The organism is Ensifer sp. ENS11 (assembly GCF_014851895.1).
Classification (GTDB): Bacteria; Pseudomonadota; Alphaproteobacteria; order Rhizobiales; family Rhizobiaceae; genus Ensifer; species Ensifer canadensis.
Map to the genome: position 1 here is coordinate 362,802 of NZ_JACVAN010000003.1, position 26,330 is coordinate 389,131.

Annotated in this window: 23 protein-coding genes and 1 riboswitch; of the genes, 15 read left to right on the forward strand and 8 right to left on the reverse strand. The window is 62.7% G+C overall.

Going from position 1 to position 26,330, the window contains the following annotated elements; genetic code table 11:
* Window positions 1-19: 19 nt before the first annotated feature.
* Window positions 20-1,258 carry a Zn-dependent hydrolase gene (locus IB264_RS08705; RefSeq protein WP_192433269.1) on the forward strand — a complete coding sequence of 413 codons (1,239 nt, stop codon included), beginning with the start codon at window positions 20-22 and terminating at the stop codon, window positions 1,256-1,258.
* Between the two features lie 266 nt (window positions 1,259-1,524).
* Here the strand turns inward: IB264_RS08705 and thiC are convergent, their stop codons facing one another.
* The 3 genes from thiC to IB264_RS08720 form a co-directional block, all read right to left on the reverse strand.
* Window positions 1,525-3,348, reverse strand: coding sequence for a phosphomethylpyrimidine synthase ThiC (gene thiC, locus IB264_RS08710; RefSeq protein WP_107027456.1), 1,824 nt, complete (start codon window positions 3,346-3,348; stop codon window positions 1,525-1,527).
* A 94-nt stretch (window positions 3,349-3,442) separates the two neighbouring features.
* Window positions 3,443-3,574: riboswitch (TPP riboswitch) on the reverse strand.
* Between the two features lie 177 nt (window positions 3,575-3,751).
* A complete protein-coding gene (locus IB264_RS08715) occupies window positions 3,752-5,113 on the reverse strand; it encodes a sigma-54 dependent transcriptional regulator (RefSeq protein ID WP_057209831.1) in 1,362 nt (453 codons plus the stop codon).
* Window positions 5,114-5,116: 3 nt separating this feature from the next.
* Window positions 5,117-6,985, reverse strand: coding sequence for a sensor histidine kinase (locus IB264_RS08720; RefSeq protein ID WP_057209829.1), 1,869 nt, complete (start codon window positions 6,983-6,985; stop codon window positions 5,117-5,119).
* Between the two features lie 230 nt (window positions 6,986-7,215).
* Here IB264_RS08720 and IB264_RS08725 point away from each other — a divergent pair, with 230 nt between their 5' ends.
* The 11 genes from IB264_RS08725 (at window position 7,216) to IB264_RS08775 (ending at window position 18,135) form a co-directional block, all read left to right on the forward strand.
* The gene (locus IB264_RS08725) at window positions 7,216-8,541 is read left to right on the forward strand and encodes a dicarboxylate/amino acid:cation symporter (RefSeq protein WP_057209827.1); all 1,326 of its coding nucleotides are present in this window, start codon (window positions 7,216-7,218) and stop codon (window positions 8,539-8,541) included.
* A gap of 251 nt (window positions 8,542-8,792) precedes the next feature.
* Window positions 8,793-10,061 (forward strand): ABC transporter substrate-binding protein, encoded by a 1,269-nt coding sequence (locus IB264_RS08730; protein ID WP_057209825.1) that lies wholly within the window; start codon window positions 8,793-8,795, stop codon window positions 10,059-10,061.
* Between the two features lie 37 nt (window positions 10,062-10,098).
* Window positions 10,099-10,974: a sugar phosphate isomerase/epimerase gene (locus IB264_RS08735; RefSeq protein ID WP_057222846.1), complete on the forward strand. Its 876-nt coding sequence runs from the start codon at window positions 10,099-10,101 to the stop codon at window positions 10,972-10,974.
* Window positions 10,971-11,771 carry a hypothetical protein gene (locus IB264_RS08740; protein ID WP_107027458.1) on the forward strand — a complete coding sequence of 267 codons (801 nt, stop codon included), beginning with the start codon at window positions 10,971-10,973 and terminating at the stop codon, window positions 11,769-11,771. Before IB264_RS08735 ends, IB264_RS08740 begins: the two co-directional genes overlap by 4 nt.
* Window positions 11,768-12,694: an ROK family protein gene (locus IB264_RS08745; RefSeq protein ID WP_025429251.1), complete on the forward strand. Its 927-nt coding sequence runs from the start codon at window positions 11,768-11,770 to the stop codon at window positions 12,692-12,694. The genes IB264_RS08740 and IB264_RS08745 overlap by 4 nt, the downstream gene beginning before the upstream one ends.
* Window positions 12,691-13,764: an ABC transporter ATP-binding protein gene (locus IB264_RS08750; RefSeq protein WP_025429250.1), complete on the forward strand. Its 1,074-nt coding sequence runs from the start codon at window positions 12,691-12,693 to the stop codon at window positions 13,762-13,764. The genes IB264_RS08745 and IB264_RS08750 overlap by 4 nt, the downstream gene beginning before the upstream one ends.
* Window positions 13,765-13,768: 4 nt before the next feature.
* On the forward strand, window positions 13,769-14,683 hold the full coding sequence (locus IB264_RS08755; RefSeq protein ID WP_051509250.1) for a carbohydrate ABC transporter permease: 915 nt from the start codon (window positions 13,769-13,771) through the stop codon (window positions 14,681-14,683).
* Between the two features lies 1 nt (window position 14,684).
* The gene (locus tag IB264_RS08760) at window positions 14,685-15,524 is read left to right on the forward strand and encodes a carbohydrate ABC transporter permease (protein ID WP_057209818.1); all 840 of its coding nucleotides are present in this window, start codon (window positions 14,685-14,687) and stop codon (window positions 15,522-15,524) included.
* Window positions 15,525-15,561: 37 nt separating this feature from the next.
* Entirely contained in the window at window positions 15,562-16,647 is a 1,086-nt protein-coding gene (locus tag IB264_RS08765; RefSeq protein ID WP_057222847.1) for a Gfo/Idh/MocA family protein, read from the forward strand.
* A gap of 35 nt (window positions 16,648-16,682) precedes the next feature.
* Entirely contained in the window at window positions 16,683-17,249 is a 567-nt protein-coding gene (locus IB264_RS08770; protein ID WP_038577941.1) for a TetR/AcrR family transcriptional regulator, read from the forward strand.
* Window positions 17,250-17,283: 34 nt separating this feature from the next.
* On the forward strand, window positions 17,284-18,135 hold the full coding sequence (locus tag IB264_RS08775; protein ID WP_025429245.1) for a cupin domain-containing protein: 852 nt from the start codon (window positions 17,284-17,286) through the stop codon (window positions 18,133-18,135).
* A 33-nt stretch (window positions 18,136-18,168) separates the two neighbouring features.
* Here the strand turns inward: IB264_RS08775 and IB264_RS08780 are convergent, their stop codons facing one another.
* On the reverse strand, window positions 18,169-18,885 hold the full coding sequence (locus tag IB264_RS08780; RefSeq protein WP_113568532.1) for a YafY family protein: 717 nt from the start codon (window positions 18,883-18,885) through the stop codon (window positions 18,169-18,171).
* Window positions 18,886-18,961: 76 nt separating this feature from the next.
* Between IB264_RS08780 and IB264_RS08785 the strand changes: the two genes are divergently transcribed.
* Window positions 18,962-19,573 (forward strand): glutathione S-transferase family protein, encoded by a 612-nt coding sequence (locus tag IB264_RS08785; protein WP_113568468.1) that lies wholly within the window; start codon window positions 18,962-18,964, stop codon window positions 19,571-19,573.
* A 107-nt stretch (window positions 19,574-19,680) separates the two neighbouring features.
* Here IB264_RS08785 and IB264_RS08790 read toward each other — a convergent pair whose 3' ends face one another.
* The 4 genes from IB264_RS08790 to IB264_RS08805 form a co-directional block, all read right to left on the reverse strand.
* Entirely contained in the window at window positions 19,681-20,574 is an 894-nt protein-coding gene (locus IB264_RS08790; RefSeq protein ID WP_192433271.1) for an aldose 1-epimerase, read from the reverse strand.
* 7 nt (window positions 20,575-20,581) lie between these two features.
* The gene (gene araH, locus IB264_RS08795) at window positions 20,582-21,532 is read right to left on the reverse strand and encodes an L-arabinose ABC transporter permease AraH (protein WP_192433273.1); all 951 of its coding nucleotides are present in this window, start codon (window positions 21,530-21,532) and stop codon (window positions 20,582-20,584) included.
* A 2-nt stretch (window positions 21,533-21,534) separates the two neighbouring features.
* On the reverse strand, window positions 21,535-23,061 hold the full coding sequence (gene araG, locus IB264_RS08800; RefSeq protein ID WP_025429240.1) for an L-arabinose ABC transporter ATP-binding protein AraG: 1,527 nt from the start codon (window positions 23,059-23,061) through the stop codon (window positions 21,535-21,537).
* Between the two features lie 70 nt (window positions 23,062-23,131).
* Entirely contained in the window at window positions 23,132-24,115 is a 984-nt protein-coding gene (locus IB264_RS08805) for an arabinose ABC transporter substrate-binding protein (RefSeq protein WP_025429239.1), read from the reverse strand.
* Window positions 24,116-24,313: 198 nt separating this feature from the next.
* Between IB264_RS08805 and IB264_RS08810 the strand changes: the two genes are divergently transcribed.
* Window positions 24,314-25,075 (forward strand): FadR/GntR family transcriptional regulator, encoded by a 762-nt coding sequence (locus tag IB264_RS08810; RefSeq protein WP_025429238.1) that lies wholly within the window; start codon window positions 24,314-24,316, stop codon window positions 25,073-25,075.
* 71 nt (window positions 25,076-25,146) lie between these two features.
* Window positions 25,147-26,295, forward strand: a complete 1,149-nt coding sequence (dgoD, locus tag IB264_RS08815) for a galactonate dehydratase (protein ID WP_025429237.1) — start codon at window positions 25,147-25,149, stop codon at window positions 26,293-26,295.
* Window positions 26,296-26,330 lie beyond the last annotated feature (35 nt).

Below are 26,330 nucleotides of genomic sequence, written 5' to 3' on the forward strand. Positions count from 1 at the left end.
GATTGAAGGCGGCGCCGTCATGTCTCATCAGTCCATTAATGCCGAACGTCTGCTTACCCGCATCCGCGAACTCGGCGCGATCGGGCGCAACGATCAGGGGCAACTGACACGGCTTGCTGCGTCTGACACCGACAAGCTCGGGCGGGACCGCCTAGTCGCTTGGCTGCGGGCCGCGGGGCTGGAGATCGCCGTCGACCGCATCGGCAATATCTTCGGCGTCTGGCAAAGCCAGGATAACGCCGGGCAATCGCCGTTAATGCTCGGCTCCCATATCGACACGGTCATCAATGCCGGCATCTACGATGGCAGCTACGGCGTGCTGGCCGCCCTCGAAGTCATCGAGACACTGAAGGAGCAGGGATTCGCGCCTGTCCGCCCGATCGTCGTCGCGGCCTTTACCAACGAGGAGGGGGTGCGCTACGCGCCCGATATGCTGGGGTCGCTTGTTCATGGGGGCGGCCTTGCGGTCGAAGCCGCGCTTGCGACGGTCGGAACCGATGGCACGACGCTCGGATCGGAACTCGCGTGCATAGGTTACGCCGGCACCGCGGAGCCCGGCTTTCTGAAACCTCATGCCTATGTTGAATTGCACATCGAGCAGGGGCCGGTGCTTGAGCGCGAAGCGACCACGATCGGCGCCGTCGAAAATCTGCAAGGGATTTCCTGGCAGCGCGTGACCATCGACGGCGTTGCCAATCATGCCGGCACGACGCCGATGGCAATGCGCTCCGATGCGGGCCTTGCTGCCGCGCGCGTCGGCCTGTTCCTGCGCGAGCACATCGCGCGATCAAACGCGCCGAGCGTTGCGACGATCGGAACCATGCGCTTCGAGCCGGACGCGATCAACGTGATCCCCTCGCGCGCGGTCTTTACCATCGACCTGCGCGACCCGGACGAGGATCGCCTGAGGGCACTTGAAAGCGCGCTTTCCGGCTTTCTCGACCGGCTTGAGCAGGAAGAGCATGTGATCGTCTCTGTCGAGCGTCTCGCCCGGTTCGAGCCCGTCAGTTTCGACGGTGCGATCGTCGCGGCGATTGAAGTTTCCGCGAAGGCCCGTGGGCTGAAGAGCCGGCGGATGACCTCCGGCGCCGGCCACGACGCCCAGATGATCGCGCGCATCGCGCCGGCGGCGATGATCTTCGTGCCGAGCCGCGACGGGATCAGCCACAATCCGCGCGAACACACGGATCCGGCAGATCTCGTCGCCGGTGCCAATGTCCTGCTCGACGTCGCCGTCCGGCTTGCAGGTAGCCCTTAGGGCGCCGGAAGGGGCCGGGTGCGACCTCCTTGGAGCGATCAAGATGCTGATGCGGCAGCAATTCCTCTCACACCGTCATGCTCGGGCTTGACCCGAGCATCCAGCCGGCACCTCTGTGTCAGCCTCGTATCGACAAGCCGGCTGCCTCCAATGTGGATGCTCGGGTCGAGCCCGAGCATGACGAAGAGATGGGCCATTGCGTAAAGAGTGCCGGAGCCCGCCGGGCGCCAGAAGGGGCGGGGTCGCCGCCCCTTCTGGCGTGGTCGTTATCCCCGAACGTCTGCCTCGCTGTCGACCGGCATATAGAGGTCGCCACCCTCACGATACTTGGCCGCCATCGCTTGAAAACCTTCCTTCTGCGCCTCGGCGCGGATGTCGTGCGAGATCCGCATCGAGCAGAATTTCGGCCCGCACATGGAGCAAAAATGCGCGACCTTGTGCGCCTCCTTCGGCAAGGTTTCGTCGTGGAAGGAGCGGGCGGTTTCCGGATCGAGCGACAGGTTGAACTGGTCCTCCCAGCGGAACTCGAAGCGGGCGCGCGACAGGGCGTCGTCGCGGGTGCGGGCCGCCGGGTGCCCCTTGGCGAGATCGGCGGCATGGGCCGCGATCTTGTAGGTGATGACGCCCACCTTGACGTCGTTGCGGTCGGGAAGCCCCAGATGTTCCTTCGGTGTCACATAGCAGAGCATGGCCGTGCCGAACCAGCCGATCATCGCGGCACCGATGCCCGAGGTGATGTGGTCGTAGCCCGGGGCGATGTCGGTCGTCAGGGGCCCAAGCGTATAGAACGGCGCCTCGCCACAGACAGCGAGCTGCTTGTCCATGTTTTCCTTGATCTTGTGCATCGGCACGTGGCCGGGGCCCTCGATCATCACCTGGCAGTCTTTCGCCCAGGCGATCTTCGTCAGCTCGCCCAGCGTTTCCAGTTCGGCAAATTGCGCCGCGTCATTGGCATCGGCGATCGAGCCCGGACGCAGGCCGTCGCCGAGCGAAAACGAGACGTCATAGGCGCGGCAGATGTCGCAGATCTCTTCGAAGTGCTCGTAGAGAAAGCTCTCCTTGTGGTGGTGCAGGCACCATTTCGCCATGATCGAGCCGCCGCGCGAGACGATGCCGGTGACGCGGTCGACGGTCAGCGGGATATAGTGCAGCCGGACACCGGCATGGATGGTGAAGTAATCGACCCCCTGTTCCGCCTGCTCGATCAGCGTATCGCGATAGACTTCCCATGTGAGATCCTCGGCGATGCCGTTGACCTTTTCCAGCGCCTGGTAGAGCGGCACGGTGCCGATCGGCACGGGCGAGTTGCGGATGATCCATTCGCGGATGTTGTGGATGTTGCGGCCGGTCGAAAGGTCCATCACCGTATCGGCGCCCCAGCGGGTGGCCCAGACCATCTTCTCCACTTCCTCGGCCATCGACGAAGTGACGGCGGAGTTGCCGATATTGGCATTGATCTTCACCAGGAAATTCCGGCCGATGATCATCGGTTCGGATTCTGGGTGGTTGATGTTGGCCGGCAGCACGGCGCGGCCGCTGGCAATCTCCTGGCGGACGAATTCGGGCGTGACGTGATCGGGGAGATGGGCGCCAAAGCTTTCGCCGTCGCGTAGCGCGGCGCGTGCAGCGTCGCGGCCAAGGTTCTCGCGGATGGCGACGAACTCCATCTCGGGCGTGATGATGCCGGCCCGCGCATAGGCAAGCTGCGTCACCGCGCGCCGGCCGGTTGCGCGCAGCGGCGCGTGACGGAGGGGAAAGGTCGGCGTCAGCCGGTCGCCGGAGGCAAAGCCGTTGTCTTCCGGCCGCACGTCGCGCCCGTCATAGGCTTCGACATCGCCGCGAGCGATGATCCAGTCGCGGCGCGGTCTTGGCAATCCATCCTCGATGCGGATGTTGGCATCTTCTACGGTGTAGGGACCGGAGGCGTCGTAGACGGTGACCGGCGGCTCGCCCGACGTCGGGTGCAGGGTGATTTCGCGCATGGGAACGCGGATGTCGGGATGGATCGTGCCTGGCTTGTAGACCTTTTTCGAGGCGGGAAGCGGGCCTTTTGTGACCGAGAGTTCTGCGGGTTTGGTGGCAATATTCATGATGAGGCTCCAAGTTTGCGGTTGGAGACCCAGTTCTGAAGCCGGAAGGAAAAGACATGTTTGCCTGAAATTCCGCGCGAATGACGGAATCGTGGCGTCAATGTCTGCACCGTCCCTACGCCAGTATGAACTGGATCAGGTTCAACGGGTCACTGCGCCTCGGTCGGCAAAGCCGATCCGCCCAGCAGTATCTCAGCCCCTTGACGGGACCCCCCTGGTGAATGCCTAGAGATAGCCATCGATCCGGATGCGCCGTCAAGCGTTAATCCGAAGGTTGCGTGTCAGGCCTGTTGATTGCCCGGTAGAGCGTTTCCGGATGAGACGAAGCCGCGGGCACGCTCGTTCTTTTCGTTTTTACGCATTTCCTGACGGAAAACCGCTCCGCACTTTTCCTGGAAATGCGCTAGCGGCCGGACTTCTCTGATCCCCGGCGATCGGCATAATCCGCACGGTTGATGCCGTGCCGCTGCAGCTTGTCATAGAAGGTCTTGCGCGGAATGCCGAGCGCTTCGATCGTCGCCTTGACGTCGCCGTGCTGCGCCCGCAGCGCTTCTTTCAGAATTTCCGCCTCGTAGCGCTCGATCCGCTCGGGCAGGCCGGCACTGGTCGGCGCCGCGGCAATCGGTTGGCCGAGCGAACCTTCGACGCCAAGGGCGACGCGCTCGGCGAAGTGCGAGAGCTCGCGCACATTGCCCGGCCAAGAATGAGACCTCAGATAGTGGCTGACGGCCGGCGAAAGCGTCGGCACGTCGCGCTTGAAACGCTCGGCTGCCCGCGTCAGGAAATGCGAGAAGAGAAGGGGGATATCGTCCCGGCGTTCGCGCAGCGGCGGGATCGACAGGGTGACGACGTTCAGCCGGAAATAGAGATCCTCGCGAAAATCGCCCCGCTGGGCCGGGTCGCCGAGGTCGATCTTGGCCGCGGCGATGACCCGAATATCGACGGGGCGCACGATATTGGTGCCAAGCGGCGTGATCTCACGGGCTTCAAGCACTCGCAGCATCTTGACCTGCGTTGCCGGCGGCATCGCCTCGATCTCATCGAGGAAAAGCGTGCCGCCGCTCGCATGCTCGATACGGCCGACGCGCTTCTTCAGGGCACCGGTGAAGGCGCCGGGCTCGTGGCCGAAAAGCTCGCTCTCGATTACCGTTTCCGGCAGTGCGCCGCAGTTCAGCGCCACGAAGTTGCCGTTGCGGCGCCGGCTCCAATTGTGCAGCAGCGTCGCCACCACCTCCTTGCCGCTGCCGGTTTCGCCGGCAACAAGCACATCCACGTCGGTGTCGGCGATATGCCGCAAGGTCTGGCGCAGCCGTTCCATGACCGGTGTCTGGCCAATCAGCGGCAGGCTCTCACCGGCGACTTCGGCTGCGCGTTTCAGCGCGCGGTTTTCCATCACCAGCCGGCGTTTTTCCAAGGCGCGGCGTGCGCTCTGCACCAGACGGTCGGCGGCAAAGGGTTTCGGGATGAAATCATAGACGCCGTCCTTAATGGCCTGAACGGCCATCGGGATATCGCCGTGGCCGGTGACCAGAATGACGGGCAGGTCGGGGTCGAAATCGGCGATCCGGCGAAACAGCGTGAGGCCGTCGATCCCGGGCATGCGGATATCGCTGATGACGATCCCGCTAAAATCCGGGTTGAGGATTGCGAGCGCTTCCGCCGCGCCGGGAAAGGCGGAGACCGCGAGGCCGGCAAGCTCCAGCGTCTGCTTCATCGCCCGCCTGAGTTCGCTGTCGTCGTCGACGAGGCATACGGATTGCTGCATCGCTCAGGCCCTCTTCAAACGCACGGTGAAGACGGTGCCCTCAGGGCTGGTCTTGACCTCGATGTCGCCGCCATAGTCGGCGACAATCTCCTTGGAGATGGCAAGGCCGAGACCGAGACCTTCATCCTTGGAGGTGTTGAACGGCGTGAAAAGGTCTTCGAGGATATCGGGCCGAATGCCCGGACCATTGTCGGCGACAACAAGCGAAACTGTTTCGGAGGGGCCTAACTCGCACCGCACACGGATCTCAGCGTCTGCCCGATCACCGAGGGCTTCCAGGGCATTCTGCAACAGGTTGATCAGCACCTGTTCCAAGCGGATGCGATTGCCGAGCACGCTGAGGCCGTTATCAGGCAGGTCGATGACGATCGCGTCCATGCGGCCGGCAAAGCGGCTGCGCAGCAGCATTCGAGCGCCTTCGATCACCTCCCGCATCGCCGTCGGTTCGGCGACGAAACGGCCCTTGCGCGCAAAGCTGCGCAGTTCGTCGGTGATGGTGCCGACCCGCTCGGTCAGCGCAGCGATGCTTTCGAGATTTTCGACGGCGGTTTCTTTTTGGCCGCGGTCGAGGAAGGTGCGCGCATTGTCGGCATAGGCGCGGATGGTTGCGACCGGCTGATTGATCTCGTGGGCAACGCCCGCCGCCACCTGTCCGAGGATTGCCAGGCGGTTGGCCTGGACCAGTTCCTGCTGCACCGCCTGCAGCCTCTCGCCCGTGCGCCTGTGGTCGGCGATCTCGGTTTCGAGGTGATCGCGGGCGAGGCTTAGGTCCTGTGTGCGCTCGGCCACTCGGCGTTCCAACTCATCGCGCGCGGCGCGTTCGTTGGCCGCGACCTGCGTCAAAGCCTGGCGCCGGCGAAGAAGGAATGCGGCAAGCGCCAGCAGCGGCACGATAACGGCAAGGGCCAGCAGCCTTGCCTCGCGGCTCGCGGCGCCAAGGGCTGCGTCTAGCGGTGCCAATTGCTCCAGCCGCCAGCTGGTCGAGGGCACCATGGTCTCGACCCTGAGGTATTGCCGCTCGCTGCTGCCGGGCAGAAGCGCTGTCAGCACGCTCGATCCATTGCTCGTTGGCTCGATCCGGCGGAACGGTAGCGGCAGCAGGGAGGCATCGCCGAACTGCAGGCTGTCGCGGATGGCGGCGAGGCGATCCCCGGGGATGGTACGGGTCGTCATGAAGCGCCAGGACGGGAAGCTGGTGATCAGCACGATGCCGCGCCGGTCGGTGACATAGACCGGCTTGCCGGAGGCGAGCCAATCGGCCTCGACCCCGCCGAATTCGAGCTTGGCGACCACGACGCCAATCGGGCCGTCAGGCCCGTCGACACGTCTTGATATGTAGAGGCCTGGCCGCTTGCTGACGGTGCCCATGGCGAAATGCTCGGCCTTGCCATCGCGCATCGCCAGCCGGAAATATTCGCGGAAAGCGTAGTCATTGCCGACGAAGCTGGTTGGCTCGCGCCAGTTGCTGGCAGCCACCGCCACGCCGTCGAGGCCAATCGCGTAGATCACCGCCGCATCCGTATTGGCGGCCAGCGCCTCGAGCTTTTGATTGAGCCGCTGCAACGGCTGGTCGCCACCCTTCTCAAGCGCCGTCTTCACCTCTACATCGTCTGCCAGTACCAGAGGCAGCGCGCGCTGCCGCTCCAGCACTGCCCTCAGCAGCGAGGCCTTGAGATTGGCATCGATGCGGCTCTGGATGTCGACGGTTTCAAGCGCCTTGTTTCGCCCATATTCGCCGGCGAAAAAAAGCCCCGCTGCCAGCAACACCAACGCTAGCGCGGCAAAAATCAGCCAGGCGCGGCGCATGTGCCGGTCGAGATCCTCTGGATTGATAGGGCTGGGCGCGGGCATGGACATGGCGGAATTGTGCATTATTCCGCGCAAGTTTCCAGATGATCTGTGCGGATATCCGCTCAAATATTCGTGTGCGTGATCCAAGATTCTCGAAAAAGTGGCGATATTTCAATGGCCTGATCAGCTGTGCTGCGATCTGGCACGCCCATTGCAGATGACATCCTCATGACAGCCCGAGCTGTCGCGCTTCGGAAATAGGGCCTGGGAGGCCCGGCATGACGCCGGACTGGGCCTAAGTGGAGGATATCATGATTATCGACCAATCCGCGGAACCGCGCGGCAAGACACCTTTCTATCGTCATCTCTATGTCCAGGTTCTGGCGGCCATCGCCGCAGGCATCCTGCTCGGCCATTTCTACCCGGAGGTCGGCACGCAGCTTAAGCCGCTAGGCGATGCCTTCATCCGCCTGGTGAAGATGATTATTGCCCCGGTCATCTTCCTGACCGTCGCCACCGGCATTGCCGGCATGACCGATCTCGCCAAGGTCGGGCGGGTCGCCGGCAAGGCGATGATCTACTTCCTGACCTTCTCGACGCTCGCGCTCATCATCGGCCTGATCGTGGCCAATGTGGTGCAGCCCGGCGCCGGCATGCACATCGACCCCGCGTCGCTCGACGTCAAGGCGGTCACCTCCTACGCCGAGAAGGCGCATGAGCAGTCGATCACCGGCTTCCTGATGAACATCATTCCGACCACGCTCGTCGGCGCATTTGCCGAGGGCGATATCCTGCAGGTGCTGTTCATCTCCGTTCTGTTCGGCCTGGCGCTCGCCATGGTCGGCAAGAAGGCGGAGCCTGTCGTCGATTTCCTGCACGCGCTGACGCTGCCGATCTTCAAGCTGGTCGCGATCCTGATGAAGGCGGCGCCGATCGGTGCGTTCGGCGCCATGGCCTTCACCATCGGCAAATATGGCGTCGGTTCGATCGCCAATCTCGCCATGCTGATCGGCACATTCTATTTGACCTCGCTGCTCTTCGTCTTCGTCGTGCTCGGCGCGGTTGCCCGCTACAACGGCTTCTCGATCGTCGCCCTCATCCGCTACATCAAGGAAGAACTGCTGCTCGTTCTCGGTACATCCTCTTCGGAAGCGGCGCTGCCGGGACTGATGAGCAAGATGGAAAAGGCCGGTTGCAAGCGCTCGGTTGTCGGGCTGGTCATTCCGACCGGCTATTCCTTCAACCTCGACGGCACCAACATCTACATGACGCTCGCCGCACTCTTTATTGCCCAGGCGACCGACATTCCGCTGTCGCTCGGCGACCAGGTGCTGCTGCTGCTCGTGGCGATGCTGAGCTCCAAGGGTGCAGCCGGCATTACCGGCGCCGGCTTCATCACGCTTGCCGCCACGCTTTCGGTCGTGCCGGCGGTGCCGGTTGCCGGCATGGCGCTGATCCTCGGCATCGACCGCTTCATGTCGGAGTGCCGGGCACTGACCAACTTTGTCGGCAACGCGGTTGCGACCATCGTGGTCGCCAAGTGGGAAGGCGAACTGGATGAGACCCAGCTTGCCGCAACCCTTGGCGGCCGGGCGCTGCCGGAAAGCCCGGTTCCGGGTCTTCAGCCAGCCGAATAAAGCTGCCTCCTAGGGCAAGACCGCATCTCGGTGCGGCAAGGCGTGGTCCACTTTCTGGTGGGCCACGCCTTTTTTCTTTTGCGGGATAGCCTCGTGGCGTTGCCGCCCTAGGTCATAGGCTGGCGGTTTGCTGCCGGGCCGCCAACGTTCCTGTGAAATTCTCGTTCTCCCCACTTTACTGTACCGTCTGGACGGTATAGTAATTTGTCATCACTGATCGAGGCAAAGCGTTTTCTGGGGAGGAGACGAGAATGCATTGGACGAAGTGTGTGAAAGCGGCCGCCTTGGCCACCGCGGCGTTTGCCGCATTTCCAGCGGCTGCGGCCGAAGTATCGATTTTCTGCAGCTCGGCCGGCGCGGAGCTCGAGCTCTGCCAGTCGGCCTCCGAGGCCTGGGCCAAGGAAACCGGCAATACTGTCAAGATCAACAAGATGCCGGCCAATTGGGGCGAGGCGCTGCCGCTCTACCAGCAGCTGCTCGCCGGAAAGTCCGGCGACGTTGATGTCTTGACCCTCGACAATATCTGGGTCGGCACGCTCGCGTCGCACCTCGTCGATCTCCGGCAGAAGGTGCCTGCCGACGAAGTTTCCAGCCATTTTGAATCGTCTCTTGCCGACGCGACCATCAATGGCCAGCTGCTGGCAATGCCGTGGTTCGTCGACGCCGGCCTGATGTTCTATCGCAAGGACCTTCTGGAGAAGTACGGCAAGGCCGAGCCGAAGACCTGGCGGGAGCTCACCGAGACGGCGAAGCTCATCCAGGACAAGGAGCGGGCATCAGGCAGTCCCGACATGTGGGGCTATGTCTGGCAGGGGCGAGCCTATGAAGGGCTGACCTGCGACGCGCTCGAATGGGTGGCATCCTACGGCGGCGGAACCTTCATTTCGCCCGAGGGCGAGATCACAGCCAACAATCCGAAGGCGGCCGAAGCGCTCGATATTGCCCGATCCTGGATCGGCGGGATCAGCCCGGAAGGCGTGTTGAACTACGACGAAGAAGGCTCGCGCGGCGTGTTCGAAGCCGGGAACTCGGTTTTCCATCGCAATTGGAGCTATGTCTGGGGCACGACGCAGGCCGACGGATCGTCGCTGCGCGGTAAGGTCGGCGTCATGGCGCTTCCGGTTGGGGCTGAAGGCGGCAAGTCGAGCGGATGTTACGGGGCGGGTCTTCTCGGTGTGTCGAAATACGCCGACGATGTAGACGCCGCCGTCAGCCTGGTGCGCTATCTCACCGGCGCCAAGGAACAGAAGCGCCGCGCGCTCCAGGCCTATAGCCCGACGCTGAAGGCGCTCTACGAAGACAAGGACGTTCTGGCGGCCAATCCTTCGCTGCAGTTTGCCGAGAAGGCATATGCCGAAAGCGCCTCGCGTCCGTCGCAGGTCACGGGCGCGTCCTACAACCGGGTGTCCCAGCGGATCTTCAATGGCGTGCACAATGTGCTGAGCGGCAAGGAAAGCGCGGACGATGCCCTGGCGAAGGTTGCGAGCGACCTGGAACGTCTAAAGGCGCGGGGCTGGTAAGCCCCCGCCTATTTCCCACCGATCGAGGACATCACCCGTGAACATTGCGATAGCACCGTGCTGCTGGGGCGTTTACTGGCCCGAAGGCAACGAAATCAACTGGACCGACTATCTCGACCGCATCAAGGCGGCCGGTTACCGGCACACCGAACTTGGACCCTACGGCTTCTTTGCCACGGATCCAGAGGTGCTTTCATCCGAGCTTGGCAGCCGCGGCCTTTCGGTCGTCGCGGCGGCCCATGTCCACACACTCGCCGATCCCGCCTCCTGGCCGGTCCTTAAGGAAAAGACGCAAGCGATCTGTCGGCTGCTGTCTGAGGTCGGCGCGACGCATTTCATCCTGATGGACGAGTCGGAGTTCTATCCGAAGGACAGGATGGGCGTGGTCGATGAAGCAGGCTGGCGCTCCGTCGTCGAGCAAACCACGGGCGCTGCACGCATCGCCCGCTCGCATGGGCTGGAGTTCAGCTTTCACCCGCATGTGGGCACCTGCGTCGAGCTTGAGCCGCAGATCGAGCGCCTGCTTGCCGAGACGGAGCCAGGCCTTGTCGGGCTCTGCCTCGATACCGGTCACCACGCCTATTGGAAGGCCGATCCGACTGATTTCCTTGTCCGTCACCGGGATCGGATCAACGCCATCCACCTGAAGAACGTCGATGGCGCCTATCGCGAACGGGTTCTGGCCGAAGGCATCCACAGCGACCGCGCCTTCGAAGAGGGCATCATGACCGACCTCGATCGCGGCGTCGTCGACATTGCCGCTTTCGTCGATGCGCTGCGGCAGACGGGCTACGATGGCCCGCTCGTGGTCGAGCAGGATCTTGCGCGCGGCCATCCCGACACGCCGGAAACCATCGCCGAACGGAATTTCCGCTTCGTTTCCGAGCTTTTGGCTGAGCGGGCAAAGGCATGAAGGTCGAGGTCCACGATACGCCGCTATCGATCGGAGAGCATCTGGCGGAGCGGATCGTCGATGGCATCCGGGCGCGAGGTTCCGAAGGCCGTGCTTATGTGCTCGGCTGTCCGGGTGGGCGCAGCCCCATGCCGGTCTACGAGGCGATCGGCCGGCGGCTGAAGGTTGAGCCGATCAATTGCTCGCGGCTGGTCATCGTCATGATGGACGAATACTTGCAGGCCAGCGGCGGCGACCGTCTGACGCCACCGCCTTCATCGGTGCATTTCTCCTGCCGCGGGTTCGGCGAGCGTGAGATCGTCGGGCGGATCAACGCGGCGCTACCTGCCGAGTTTCGCATTCCACGGGCAAACTTCTGGATGCCGGACCCAAGCAATCCCGACGACTATGATGCCCGCATCGCCGCTGTCGGCGGCATCGATCTTTTTCTGCTCGCTTCCGGCGCCGGCGACGGTCACATCGCGTTCAACCCGCCAGGCTCGGCGCGCGATAGCCGGACGCGGGTGGTCGCTCTAGCCGAGCAGACGCGGCGCGACAATCTCGCGACCTTCCCCGACTTTCGCGGCATCGACGAAGTACCGTCGCATGGCGTGACCATCGGTATCGCCTCGATTGCGGAGCTGTCGAAATCCGTAGCGATGATCGCCTGGGGCGAGGGCAAACGCCACGCCTGCGAACGCATGAGCGGCGCCACGGCCTATGACGCCACTTGGCCGGCGACGATTGCCGCCGAATGCCGGGCCGCCGAATTGCACATCGATGCCGCGGCGGCCGGTCGATTGGGAGCGCGCCCGTGAGCCAGCACGCGATCGGCATCGATGTCGGCGGGACGAAGACCAAGGCTTGCCTCGTGCGTCTGGCCGACGGTGCCGTTATCACTGAGCGCACGGCCGCGACGCCCTGCCAGCAAGGCGGCCGTGCAGTCCTCGAACTGGTCGGGGTGCTCGCCGAGGCCATGGAGGCCGAAAGCAGCGCACGCAAGCTCGATACCGCAGGCCTCGGCCTTTGCCTGCCGGAACTCGTGACCGGCGCCGGCGAACCGGCATCGGCCTGGAATTTCGATTGGCGCGATCTCGACTACCGCCAGCATCTCAGCCGCTTCGGTGTTGTTCATATCGACAGCGATGTACGGGCCGCGGCCTACGCCGAAGGCTGGATCGGAGCTGGCGTCGATGCGGATCCCTTCGTTTATGTGACGATTTCGACCGGCCTGTCGCATTCGCTGGTGATCGGCGGCACCCCCTATGCCGGCGCCCGCGGCTTTGCCATCCATTTTTCCGGTAGCGACCTCGTGGCGTTTGGCGGCGAAGATCAGGACCTTCAGGTACGCCACAATCTTGAGCTTTTCGCCAGCGGCAAGGCGCTCGGCGAGCGCTACGGCAAACTCATCGACCGTCCGGGGACGACCGCGCTGCAGCTCTTCGAAGCGGAAGCACACGATCCGAGGGCGGCCACGATGGTCGGTGACGCGCTTTTGTCGCTTGCCTCCTATCTCGGGCAGCTCGTCAACACACTCGACCCTGAAATCCTGATCCTTGGCGGCGGTATCGGCGGCGACCCTTCGGTCAACGAGCGCCTTGCTAGCCTGACGCGCCCATTCATCTGGGCCGATGGCGCCCGGGATCTTCCCATTATCAGAAGCGTCCTTGGCGACACGGCCTGCGCGGTCGGCGTGGCGGCGCTTGCAAACAAAGCTCGCAAACAGGCGGTGCGCATATGAGTGGAATTGACCTAACCGATGTCGTCAAGCGCTTCGGCGCGCTGACCGTGATCGACAAAGTCAACCTGAAGGTTGGCGAAGGAGAGTTCGTGGTGTTCGTCGGCCCGTCGGGCTGCGGCAAGTCGACCTTGCTGCGGATGATTGCCGGGCTCGAGGAGATTTCCGACGGCGAACTGCAGATCGGCGGCAGGCGCATGAACGAAACGCCGCCGGCCGAGCGCGGCATCGCCATGGTGTTCCAGTCCTACGCGCTCTATCCGCACATGAGCGTCGAGCGCAACCTCGGCTTCGCGCTGGAGACAGCGCGACTGGGCGCCGGCGAAATCAAGGAGCGGGTCAGCAAGGTCGCGCGCTTTCTCAAGATCGAACATCTGCTGCACCGTCGACCCGCCCAGCTCTCCGGCGGGCAGCAGCAGCGGGTCGCCATCGGCCGTGCGCTGGTGCGTTCGCAAAAGCTCTTTCTCTTCGACGAGCCGCTCTCCAACCTAGATGCCGATCTGCGCATGGAAATGCGCGTCGAAATCGCGCGTATTCACCGCGAGCTCAAGGCCACCACCGTCTATGTCACCCACGACCAGCTCGAGGCAATGACGCTTGCCGATCGCATCGTCGTCCTGAAGGACGGCCGGATTGCCCAGGTCGGCACGCCGATGGAACTTTATGAGCGGCCGGCGAGCAAATTCGTCGCCAGCTTCATCGGCGCACCGCGGATGAATTTTCTGCCGGGCACGTTGCATCGCGAGACAAGCGCGAGCCGGCTGGAGGTCATGGGGGGCACCCATACGCTCGGCCGTATCGACTATGACGGCGAGATCAGCATCGGCCTGCGGCCCGAGGATCTGATCCTTGGCGGCGGCGAGGTGCAGATCCCGGCGCAGGTGCTGCTCGTCGAGCCGCTCGGTGGCGAGGCATTGGTGCACGCGCGTGTCGGCGATGGCCAGATGCTGGTGATGAAGGTGCAGGGCAAGCCGGATCTCCGGCCGAATGCCGACATCACCATCGGCTGGATGCAGTCGAAGGCGCATCTGTTCGGGGTCGACGAAAGTGCGCTTCGCGCTGCGGAGGCTTGAGACGATGACGTCAGGGGCAGTAATAAGATCTCTCGGATTGCGGCAGGCCCGCGCCCGCACCGCCTGGTGGTTTCTGGCGCCGAGCCTATTGGTGCTGACCGCCGTCGCCCTCTGGCCGCTCGGGCGCACCTTTGTCTTTTCCTTCACCGACGCGCTGCTGACGGAGCCGGACTTCTACAGTTACATCGGCTTCGACAACTATCGGGCGCTGTTCGAAGATCCGCTGTGGTGGCAATCCGTCCGCAATACGCTGTATTTCACCGTCATTTCGGTGTCGATCGAGACCGTTCTCGGGCTGACGATCGCGCTCCTTCTCAACTCCCACATCGCCGGGCGCGGCGCCATGCGGGCGATCATCCTGATCCCCTGGTCGATCCCGGTCGTGGTCAGCGCCCGCATGTGGCAGTGGATGCTGCATGACCAGTTCGGCATCGTGAACCACGTGCTGAAGATGGCCGGTTTCATCGACAGCGGCATCGCCTGGACTGCCAATGCCTCCCTGGTCATGCCGGTGATCATCGCCGTCGATGTCTGGATCACCACGCCCTTCATGGTGCTTTTGATCCTGGCGGGTTTGCAGATGCTACCGCGCGGCATCTACGAGGTCGCCGCGATCGACGGCGTGCCGGCATGGAAGCAGTTCACCTCGCTGACGCTGCCGCTGCTGGCGCCGAGCATTGCAGTTGCCGTGCTCTTTCGCCTACTCGATGCGCTGCGCATGTTCGACCTGAGCTTCGTGCTTTCCTCCAACAGCGACGACACCAAGACGGTGTCGATCTATGCCCGCGAGGTCCTTGTCAATTTCCAGGACATGGGGGTGGGCTCGGCTGCTAGTACCGCCGTCTTCCTGATGATCGCCGTCGTGACAGCGATCTACGTCACCGTCTTCCGTCTCAACCGCCGTCTGCTGGGAGTTTGACATGGTCAGAAGCAACGCCCGCAAACGCCTGCACAGGATCGCGATATACAGCCTCTTCGGCGTCGTCGCGCTCTACACGCTGTTTCCGTTTTATTGGATGATCGCCTCATCGCTGAAATCAGGTCAGGCGATCTTCGACGTGACGTTCTTCCCGGACCTGAAGTTCAACAATTATACGGCGATCCTGTCGGACGGCGTTTTCCTGCGCAGCCTCTTGAATTCGCTGGTCGTCGCTTTCTCGGTCGTCGCACTCTCGCTGGTGCTGGCGATTGCGGCCGCCTATGCGCTCGGCCGGATCGACTTTCGCGGTCGTTCGCCGATCATGCTGCTGGTGCTCGCGGTCTCGATGTTCCCGCAGATCGCGCTTCTGTCCGGCCTGTTCGAGATGATCCGCTGGCTCGGGCTCTACAACACGGTCGGTTCGCTGATCTTCTCCTACATGATCTTCACGCTGCCGTTCAACATCTGGGTGCTGACCACGTTCATGCGCGATTTGCCGAAACAGATCGAGGAGGCGGCGATCATGGACGGCTGCTCGCCCTTGCGGATCGTGCGCTGCATCTTCCTGCCGATGATGGGGCCGGCACTGATCTCGACGGGACTGCTGGCCTTCATCGCCTCGTGGAACGAGTTCATGTTCGCGCTGACCTTCATCCTGACGGACGAGAACCGCACCGTGCCGGTGGCGATCGCCCTGATCTCGGGCTCCAGCCGGTACGAATTCCCCTATGGCGCGATCATGGCGGCATCGACGATCGTCACCGTGCCATTGGTCATCCTCGCTCTCATCTTCCAGAAACATATCGTCTCCGGCCTGACGGCCGGTGCGGTCAAAGGTTGAATTGTTGCCTCGTTCGTGAGGCGGAAAGGTTGCTTTCATGCGTGTCGTTCGCGTTGGTTTGATCGGGCTTGGCGAAGTCAGCCAGCTCATGCATCTGCCGATCCTTTCGGATCACCGGAACTTGTTTGAAATTGCTGGCGTCTACGACGTCTCGCCGAGCCTGACGGCCTATTGTTCGGCGCGCTACCCCGGTGCAAAGCCGTTCGAGACGGCAGAGGCGCTCGTCTCTTCCCCCGACATCGATGCCGTTTTCATTTTGACGCCGGACCAGACGCACAGCTTCTATCTCGAACTGGCGCTCAAAGCCGGCAAGCATGTCTTCCTGGAAAAGCCGGCCTGCCTCACGCTCGGTGAGATCGACGCGGTCGCGCCGCTCGCCAAGGCCACCGACAAGCTGCTGTTCGTCGCCTATATGCGCCGCTATTCGCCGAGCTTCCTTCGCGCCAAGGCAATGATGCCGAAGCCGGAAGAGCTCCGTTACGTCCGCGTGCGCGATATCATCTGCGAGGGCCCGTTCTTCATCAAACAGACCCGTAACATCTTCTACCCAACCGATCTGGACGCCGCGTTCCTCGCCGAATCCCGCGCGCAGACATCGGCGCTCCTGAAGCAGGTCGTCGGGGAGGATGCGCCCGCCGACCTCATGCGCGCCTATCAGGTCCTGACCGGGCTGTCGTCCCACAGCCTTTCGGCGATGCGCGAACTGATCGGGCTGCCGAAGCGGGTGATCGCGGCCCATCACAAGGCCAATGGGGAATCCATCGTCGCGCTTTTCGACTATGGCCATTTCACCGCGATCTACGAGGCGATGATCGACAACGTTGCCCGCTTCGACGCGCGCATCGAGGTGCTGTCCGACCGGCGGCAACTGCGTGTCAGCTACGACACGCCCTATATCCGCAACCTGCCGACCTCGCTGGAGGTGATCGATTCGACCGAAACCGAGACGGAGACAAGGGTCTTCGGTCCTGATTATACCGACCCCTTCGCGCTCGAATTGCGCGCCTTCCACGATCATCTGGTCAAGGGCACGCAGCCGAAAACCACGCTCGACGATTCACGCAACGATCTGGCGCTGATGGCCGAGATCGTCGATCGCCTGCGCGAGAGTTCAGGGATATAGCGTGCGCAGATTTTTCAACACTGGATTGTACCGACATGGCAAAACGTGAAAGCGCACGGGACCGTATTTTGACTGCCGCCGAGGCGATCGTCGTGGGCAAGGGCGTTTCCTCGCTCACCTTCGACGAGGTCGCGGAGCAGACGGGCCTGAGCAAGGGGGGCATCCTCTATCATTTCGCCAGCAAGGACGCCCTTGTGCGCGCCATGGTCGAACGGTTCGTCTACCGCTTCGAGACCGGTCTTGCCGGCATCGAGCATGAGGACGAGGATCCGCACGGCCGCTACACACGAGCCTATGTCGGCGCGACGCTTGGGGAAGCCGCAAGTACCGGCGAGCAATACGACCGCCTCGGCGCCAGCATCACGGCGGCGCTCTCCAACTTTCCCGACCTGCTTGAAATCGTGCGCCAGCAGAACATTCGTTGCCAGGCGGCGGTCGAAGAAGACGGTCTGGATCCGGTCGACGCCACGATCATCCGCCTTGCCGTCGAGGGCCTGTGGATGGCGGAGGTTTTCAACGTCATGCATCTCGACCCGGAAATGAAGCGCAAGGTCACCGCCCGCCTGATCGAACGGACGCGCGCGTCCTCAAACCGAAAATAGCGCGCAACGACGCGCCGCAGCCAAGGAGTTACCGATGGGCTACAAGCCTTCACCGCGTCCAGTCTTCGACCGCGCCAGCCACATTCCCTATGCTGGCGTCACCCGGCATCTCTGGGGAGAGGAGAATGCCGGCCTCGTCGACGACTGGATCTACGCCTCCACCGACAGCATCCACCAGATCGTCTTCGGCATGCAGCCCGGCGGCTGCTTCAAGCATACCGACGCTTTCAGGACGATCTTCGGTGCCGATGAAGTGCTCTATGTCTTGAGCGGCACGCTCGGCCTTGCCAATCCCGAAACAGGGGAGTTCTGCATCGCGCAAAAGGGCGAGGCGCTGTTCTTCCGCAAGGATACCTGGCACCATGGCTTCAACCTCGGCAATGACCAGGTACGGGTGCTGGAGTTCTTTGCGCCGCCGCCGGCAAAGGGCACGTCCGGTCCCTATGCCCGCACCAAGCCTTATCTCGAGCTTGCGCAGTCGCGTTACAGCCAGAGCGAGTTCATCGGTCGCTGGCCGATGGAAGCAAAAGCCCAACGCGACGCACGCACGATCCATCCGATGCGCGATGCCGATCTGCTGTGGAGCCTGGACCAGGCGACGCAAGGCGCCTTTACCGGCCTCTATTGCGCCACCGACCAGTTGACGGTCGGCAAGACAACGCTGCTGGCCGGCAAGCGCACGGGCGTCGAGCGCCACAAGGGCGATGAATGCCTCTACGTCGTTTCCGGAACGCTCAACATTCACGTGCCCGACGCGGAAGGCCAGGCCTGGTTCGAGCTCAATCCGCGCGACGGGTTCTATATTCCGGCCGGTACCGATCACCAATATTACAACATGTCGGGCGAGCAGGTGGAGTTCGTCTTCGGCGTAGCGCCGGACTTCTGAGAGCGTCTCTACACTGGCGTTGGCGGCGTCGACTTACCCTTTGCGGTGGGCCGGCGCCGTGTCCGTTGCGCCGGCATTCATGCGGGCAATGAACTCGCGCAGCATCGGCACGCGCCGCGGCCGGAAACTTTCGTCCGTCGGCCTTATCTCGGCGATGCGATCGATACGAAACTTGCGGAAGTCCTCACGCAGGCAGCACCAGCCGAGCAGAACAAGCACATGTTCGAGATAGACGATGCCGAGCGGCAGGACGCGTCTTTCGCTATGCTGGCCCCCGGCGTCGACATAGTCGATGACGATTGCCCGTTCCTGCCAGCAGGCTTCGCGAAGCAGCCCGACGTCGATGTCGGAAGTGGATCTTCTTTCGAAACGGTGGACCTGCGAGACGGCATGGATCGTCTGCTGCTGTAAGCGATCGGGCAGGGTGGCGGTAATCTTCGAAAGCACTGCCTCGGCCGCCTTCGCCAATTCCGGTTCACCCATGTGGCGAACTTCGCCCAGCCCCAGCACCAGGGCTTCGATTTCAAGGCGCGTGAACGTCTGGGGCGGGAGGGCGATATCTTCGGTGAGGCGATAACCAAAACCGCGCTCGCCGTCTATGACGGCGCCGGCGGCGCGCAGGCTGTCGATGTCGCGGTAGAGCGAGCGTGGCGACACGCCGGTTTCCTCGGCGAGCCTGGCCGCCGTCACCGGCGGTGGCAGGCTGCGAAGGGCCTGGAGAAGACGAAACAAACGATCGCTGCGCGCCATGAGCCTACTGACGGAAATTGACAGTTGGGTCGTTTTATAAAGAGCCCAGACAGAAACCGCAATCGAGGACCTTTCCATGTTGACGCTCTATCACGCCCCGCGCTCCCGCTCTTCGCGCATCATCACTTTGCTTCGCGAACTGGATGCGCTCGACAAGGTCAACATCGTCGTCGTCGACATCACCCGCGGCGACGGCAGCGGGGCCAAGGACCCGAAAAATCCGCACCCGGAGGGCAAGGTGCCGCTGCTGGTGCATGATGGCGTCGTCATCTGGGAAAGCATCGCCATCATTCAGTACCTGACCGATCTTTTCCCCGCCAAGAAACTGGCGCCGCTTCCCGGCGATGCCAAGCGCGGCCGTTATCTGAGCTGGCTTGCCTGGTACGCGGGCGTGGTCGAGCCGGTGCTGATCGTCGAGGCGGCGGGGCTCTCGCATCCCTATCTGCAGTTCACGTTCCGCAGTTCCGTCGAGATGGCGCGTCAGCTCGAGACGGCGCTCACTGCAAGCCCCTATCTGATGGGCGAGCAGTTCTCGGCTGCCGACTTGCTGCTCTATTCGCCGTTTGCATGGTTCCCGGAAGCAACGCCGGATGTGCCCGCCGTCAAAGCCTGGATCGAGCGCTGTGCGGCGCGGCCGGCCGTGCAATGGGCCGCAGATTTCGACGCGTCGTCGCTCGCGGCGGCATAGGCTCGAAATCGGTTCGAGAGATGAAACGATGAAGTGCCGCGCGCCAGACATGACGTGCGGTGCTTCATCGTTTGGAACTACGGTTCAGCTGTGCCCGCAACCTGTTCCTATTCAAGGTCTTTTAGGGATGAGATCGGGCGCGGGGAGAAGGTCAGCATACCGGTTAGGCTTTGCCCGTGTTCGACGATTGTCAGACCGCCGAGGCCGGCCAGGTGATGACCATTCGGCAGGTGCGTCATCGGTTCGAAGCAAAAGAAGTCTGCGTCCGTAGGCGAATAGAGCATGAAATGACCGAAGACCGGCTGAGCGTCGATTTCAAGGTAGAGGTCGTGTTCCGGCCACGCGATCACGGCCTTGCCGTCCCATCCCTCATAGGCGTTGTTCAGCCATCGGCGCGGCAAGAGATTGCCCCGCTCGAACTCAAGAGTGTGCGGTATCGGCCCGGGCCGGTCGGGCAGGTGACCTTCTCTTTCCGTCCAGAACCGTTCGGCCTTCGCGATCAGCCGTGTGCTGGCGGTTTTCGGGAAGAAGGGATGGTGGCCGAGGCCGATGGGCAGAGCGAAGCCCGACCTGTTGGCGACGGAAAGCGTGACGGCCAGGCGGTCATCTTCAACAGTGAAACGCTGAACAGCTTCATAGGCATAGGGATTGGGGGCAACAGCCTCGTGCACATAGCGCAGGCATGCTTCGGTTTCGCTGTGCGAGACGACCTGCCATGCCGCCAGCCAACCGTCGCCATGCAGATAACAGGGGTCGCTGGCGTTGCGAGCTAGGACGAAGCGATTGGCTGAGAAGGTGAAGCTGTTGCCCTCCAACCGGTTGCCGAAGGGAACGAGCGGAAAGCTTGCCTCCTGACCGTGGCGCTGCGAGCCAAGCCCGCCAGTCGAGGTGGCTTGGAAGATCGGCACGTCGCGATAGGAGCCTGCCAGAATTGAACCGCCGAAGCGGCTCAATTCGATCGAAAGCTCTCCGTCGCGAAGCTGCAGGACGTCCGAGGACATGCGGCTGCTAAACGCGTCGGCCAACGGCGGACGAGCGCAGGTTGTCGAGCAGAACGGCCAGCAGCAGGATGAAGCCGCGCACGACATACTGGTAGAAGGCCTGGATGTTGAGCAGGTTCATGACGTTTTCCGCAATGCCCATGATCAGCACGCCGACGATGACGCCGGTCATCGCCGCCCGTCCGCCGGCAAGCGAGACGCCGCCGAGCACGCACGCGGAGATAACCGAAAGTTCGAGGCCGGTCGCCGCATTCGGCTGGCCCGAGGTGATGCGCGACGCCAGCAACACGCCGGCGACGGCGCAGACGAGACCCTGCAGCGCGAAGATCCAGATACGCATGCGCGCAACGTCGACGCCGGCAAGGCGCGACGCCTCCGGATTGCCGCCGATCGCCAGCGTGTTCTTGCCGAAGACGGTGCGGTTCAGCAAAAAGCCGAAGGCAACGAAGAACAGGCCCATGACCCAGATCGGCGTCGGGATGCCGAGGAAGCGCGAAAGCGCCAGTTGGTAGAAGCTTGGATCGTTGATGCCGACGGCGCGGCCGTCCGATGCGATGAGCGCCAGGCCACGCACGATCTGCATGGTGGCAAGCGTCGTGATCAGCGCGTTGATGCGGAAACGGGCGATGACGACGCCGTTGACCGTTCCGACGAGACCGCCGCACACCAGGGCCGCGACCAGGCCGAGCAGGATCGATCCGGTCGCATTTGAGGCCATGACCGCGACCATGCCGGAGAAGGCAACGGTTGAGCCGACCGAAAGGTCGAAGTCGCGCGAGGCAAGGCAGAACATCATGGTGCAGGCGACAATGCCAATGGTGACGACCGACTGCAGCAGGCCGAGCATGTTTCGCTCGGTCAGGAAGTTGGGGACCGTCAGCGACACGACGGCGAAGGCGAGTGCGAAAATGACGACGAGGCCCTGTTCGCCAAGAAGGAGTTTTTTCAAGGAGGTCATCGTCACCGTACCTGTGCGTGAGGAAGAGTGTTTAAGTTTTGAACGTCCGGCAGGGCGGCGGCGAGAATGCGCCGCTCGTCGAACTCGGCTCTGGGAATGTCGGCGGCGACGCGGCCCTCGCACATGACCATGATGCGGTCGGCGATGCCCATGACCTCAGGCAGTTCGCTGGAGATCACCACGATCGCCATGCCCTCGGCGGCGAGCTCGTAGAGAATTTCGTAGATTTCCGACTTTGCACCGACATCGATGCCGCGTGTCGGCTCGTCGATAACAAGCACCTTGACGCCCTCTTCGGACAGCCAGCGGCCGAGGATGACCTTTTGCTGATTTCCGCCCGACAGATTGATGATGTCCTGGCGGCGCGACGGCGTGCGCACGCGAAGCTTGGCGATGAATTTGTCGGCAAGCGCGCCTTCTTTTGCAGGGTTGATAAGGCCGAAGGGCGAGAAATGGCGACGTGAGGAGATCGTCATGTTCTCTTCGATCGAGCGTCCCTGGACGATGCCGTCGAACTTGCGGTCTTCCGGGCAGAGGACGATACCGGAACGGATGGAATGGGGTGGGCTGTCGGCCTGGATGGTGACGCCGTCGACCGATACCGAGCCGCCGTTTCGGGCATCGGCGCCATAGACGAGGCGGGCCATTTCGCTGCGGCCGGCGCCGATCAGGCCGAAGAAGCCGAGGATCTCGCCGCGCCTGACGGAGAAGCTCAAGGGGTGGCGAAGTTTCGCTCCCGAAATGCTCTCGACGCGCAGCCGCTCTTCACCGAGGCTGCGCTCGCGCCAGCCCCAGATATTGGCGATCTCGCGGCCGACCATTTCCGAGATGATCTGGTCGCGCGTCACCTTCGAGATTTCGGGATGATGGGCGGCGAGTTTCCCGTCGCGCAGCACCGTCAGGCTGTCGCAGAGGCGGAAGATCTCATCCAGGCGGTGGGAAACGTAGAGAATGACCGTGCCGTTGGCGCGCAGGCGATCGATGAGGGTAAAGAGGATCTCGCTTTCTCGCGAGGACAGCGACGAGGTCGGCTCATCAAGCGCGATGACTCGCGCGTCGAGCATCACCGCCTTGGCGATTTCGACCATCTGCCGCTCGCCGATCGAAAGCGAGGCGACCTTGATGGCCGGATCGACATCGATGCCGATCTCGGCAAGCTTCTTTGAAACGACCCCGGTCAGCTGCTGGCGATCGATGACGCCAGCCTTGCCCGGAAAGCGCCCGAGCCAGAGGTTTTCGGCGACCGTCAGTTCCGGGACGAGCTGCAATTCTTGATGGATGACGATGACGCCTGCATGAAAGGCGTCGCGCACCGAGCGGTAGTGCTGAGGCTCGCCGTCGATCAGGATTTCGCCGGTGTCGGCGGACTGGTCGCCGGAGAGAACGCGGATGAGCGTCGACTTGCCGGCGCCGTTTTCGCCCATCAGGCCGTGAACTGCGCCCTTTTTCACCGAGAAAGAGACGTTCGACAGCGCTTGAACGCCAGGGTAGCCCTTGGAGATGGATCGGAATTCGAGGAAGTCTTGCATCTGCGACGCTCCGGGAATGGGGCGCCCGGCGGTGTCGAACCGCCGGGCTCAAAGTCATCGAAGACGACGATTATTCGATGCCGAGGTCCTTGCGAACAGCTTCATAGTTATCGCGCAGCGCGATCTGGCCGGCCGTCAGCGTCAGCTTTTCCGGCTCCTTGCCGTTGGCGACCCACTCGTACATGTTGAGTGCGGTCTCATAGCCGTGGCGCTTCGGCGAGATGATCACGGTGCCGTAGAAGCCGGTTGCTGCGGGCTTCTTGAACTCGTTGATGGCCGAGTCCGCACCGCCGATGCCGACGCCGATCATGCTGTCGGGGGCAATGCCGACGGTTTCGGTGGCGCGCACTGCGCCGAGGACCGCCTCGTCATTGAGGCCGACGGCGACCCACTTCTTGATGCCGGCATTCTTGTTGAGAACGACGGTTGAGGCGTTGAGTGCGGCTTCGGTATCGGTCTTGGCCTGCGGAGCGTCGAAGATGTTTGCTTCCGGGAAGCCGTTTGCCTTCAGCACTGACAGTGCGCCTTCGACACGGTCGACGGCCGTCGGCAACTGGTCGTAGGATACGCGGATCGCGCCGACGTCCTTCATGTCCCAGCCGCGCTTCTTGATCTCGTCGACGATCGACTGGCCGACGGCTTCGCCGATCTTGGTGGCCGAGATGCCCATATGCGGCACGTCTTCGATCGGGCTGCCGTCGGCGTTGACCAGTCGGTCGTCGACCGTGATCATTTTGAGATCGTTGGCGGCCGCCTTGGCGATGATGCCCGGGCCGAGTTTGACGTCAGGCGTGCAGATGATGAAACCCTGCGCGCCTTGTGCGCCGAGATTGTCGATCGCGGACTGAACCTTTTCGCCATCTTCCGCGCCGATCTTGACCAGCGTGAAGCCCTTTTCCTTGGCAGCGACGTCGGCGAACTTCCATTCGTCCTGGAACCACGGTTCCTCGGGCTGCTTGACGATGAAGCCGATCTTGACGTCGGCGGCGAAGGCCGAGGTTGCGGCGAATACGGCGACGGTGCCGGCCAAAATGGCGGCCTTGAAGAAGCGCATGATTTCTCTCCCTGGTGAACTGCCTCCTGCAGCTGCCATTTGTGTATGATGAATCATCATATCCGTCAATTGCCTTTGTATGATGAATGAGGTAGTGATGTATAATAATTGTCGAAACGCTCCTTGGATCCCTGTCGCGAGGGAAGGTGATCTGGGATAAAAGCGTCGGCAGATACGAAGGCATGGGTGGAGATGCAGATGGAAGGTCAGGAGCCGCAGGGCGCAGCGGAGATGCAGGTGCAGCGCCGGCCGCGCGTCCAGAAGAACGTGACGCGCACCATCGCTTCCGACATCTGCGCCGATATCTTTCCTGTTGGTTCCTATCTGCCGCGCGAAAACGACCTGTGCGAGCGTTATGGCGTCAGCCGGACCGTTATCCGGGAATCGCTGAAGATCCTCGAATCAAAGGGCATGGTGCGTGGCCGTTCGCGGGTCGGCACCGTCGTTTGCGGCAAGGACGAGTGGAACATTCTCGATGCCCAGGTGCTCGAATGGATCGGCGAACGCATCTTCGAATTCGACCTGTTGAATTGCATCCTGGAAGCGCGCCGGGCGATCGAGCCGGTTGCCGCCGAATTCGCCGCCGAGCGTGCGACGGTCCAGGAAATCGCCGATCTCGAGCGAGCCTGGCAGGCGATGCGTGACGGCGAGAGCGATATTGCCGGCTTCACTGACGCTGACGTGGCGTTCCACACCTGCCTGCTCAGGGCCAGCCATAATCAGGTCTTCCTGCAGCTAGTGGGCATCATCCAGGCGGCGCTCAAGTTTTCGCTGCATGCATCGAACGAAGCCGCCGAGCGGCGCGACGAAGCGATCGACGTCCATCGCGAACTGGTCGAAGCGCTGCGCATGCGCGACAAGTCAGCGGCGCGCGACTGCTCGATCCGCATGCTCGATCTTGCCGCGCGCGATCTGGCAACCGCGGTCAAGCAACACAGCCCTGCGAAACCCACCCTCTGAAATCCCGGTCGCGGTGAGCCCGGCAGGGCTCGGCCGTGACAAGCCATCCCCACCGAACTGGACCTCAACTCATGAAGATCACCAAGCTCACCACCTATATCGTTCCCCCGCGCTGGCTGTTTCTCAAGGTGGAGACCGACGAAGGTATCGTCGGCTGGGGGGAGCCTGTCGTCGAGGGACGGGCGCTGACGGTCGAGGCTGCGGTGCACGAGCTTGCCGACTATCTCGTCGGCAAGGACCCGTTCCTGATCGAGGATCATTGGAACGTAATGTATCGCGGCGGCTTCTACCGCGGTGGCGCCATTCACATGAGCGCGCTTGCCGGCATCGACCAGGCGCTTTGGGACATCAAGGGCAAGGCGCTGGGCCAGCCGGTACACTCGCTGCTCGGCGGGCAGTGCCGCGACAAGATCAAGGTGTATTCCTGGATCGGCGGCGACCGCCCGAGCGATGTCGCCCGCAACGCCAAGGATGTGGTGGCGCGCGGTTTCAAGGCGATCAAGCTTAACGGTTGCGAGGAACTGCAGATCGTCGACACCAACGAGAAGATTGACAAGGCGGTGGAGACGATCGGCATCATCCGCGATGCGATCGGCCCGAATATCGGCATCGGCGTCGACTTCCACGGCCGGGTGCACCGGCCGATGGCAAAGGTGCTTGCCAAGGAACTCGAGCAGTTCAAACTGATGTTCATCGAGGAGCCGGTGCTTTCGGAAAATCGCGAGGCGCTGAAGGAAATCGCCAACCATTGCTCGACGCCGATCGCGCTCGGCGAAAGGCTCTATTCGCGCTGGGACTTCAAGTCGGTGCTTGCGGACGGCTATGTCGACATCATCCAGCCCGATCTCTCCCATGCCGGCGGCATCACCGAATGCCGCAAGATCGCCGCCATGGCCGAGGCCTATGACGTGGCGCTGGCGCCGCATTGCCCGCTCGGGCCGATCGCGCTTGCCGCCTGCCTGCAGATCGATGCCGTCAGCTACAACGCCTTCATTCAGGAGCAGAGCCTCGGCATTCATTACAACGAGGCCAACGACATTCTCGACTATGTCTCGAACAAGGACGTCTTCCACTATGAGGACGGTTTCGTCTCGATCCCGCAGGGTCCGGGCCTCGGCGTCGAGGTCGACGAGGCTTATGTCATCGAGCGCGCCAAGGAGGGCCATCGCTGGCGCAATCCGATCTGGCGCCATGAGGACGGCAGCGTCGCCGAGTGGTGACGGTTGCGCGGGATCATCAGTCGAGGGAGGCAGAA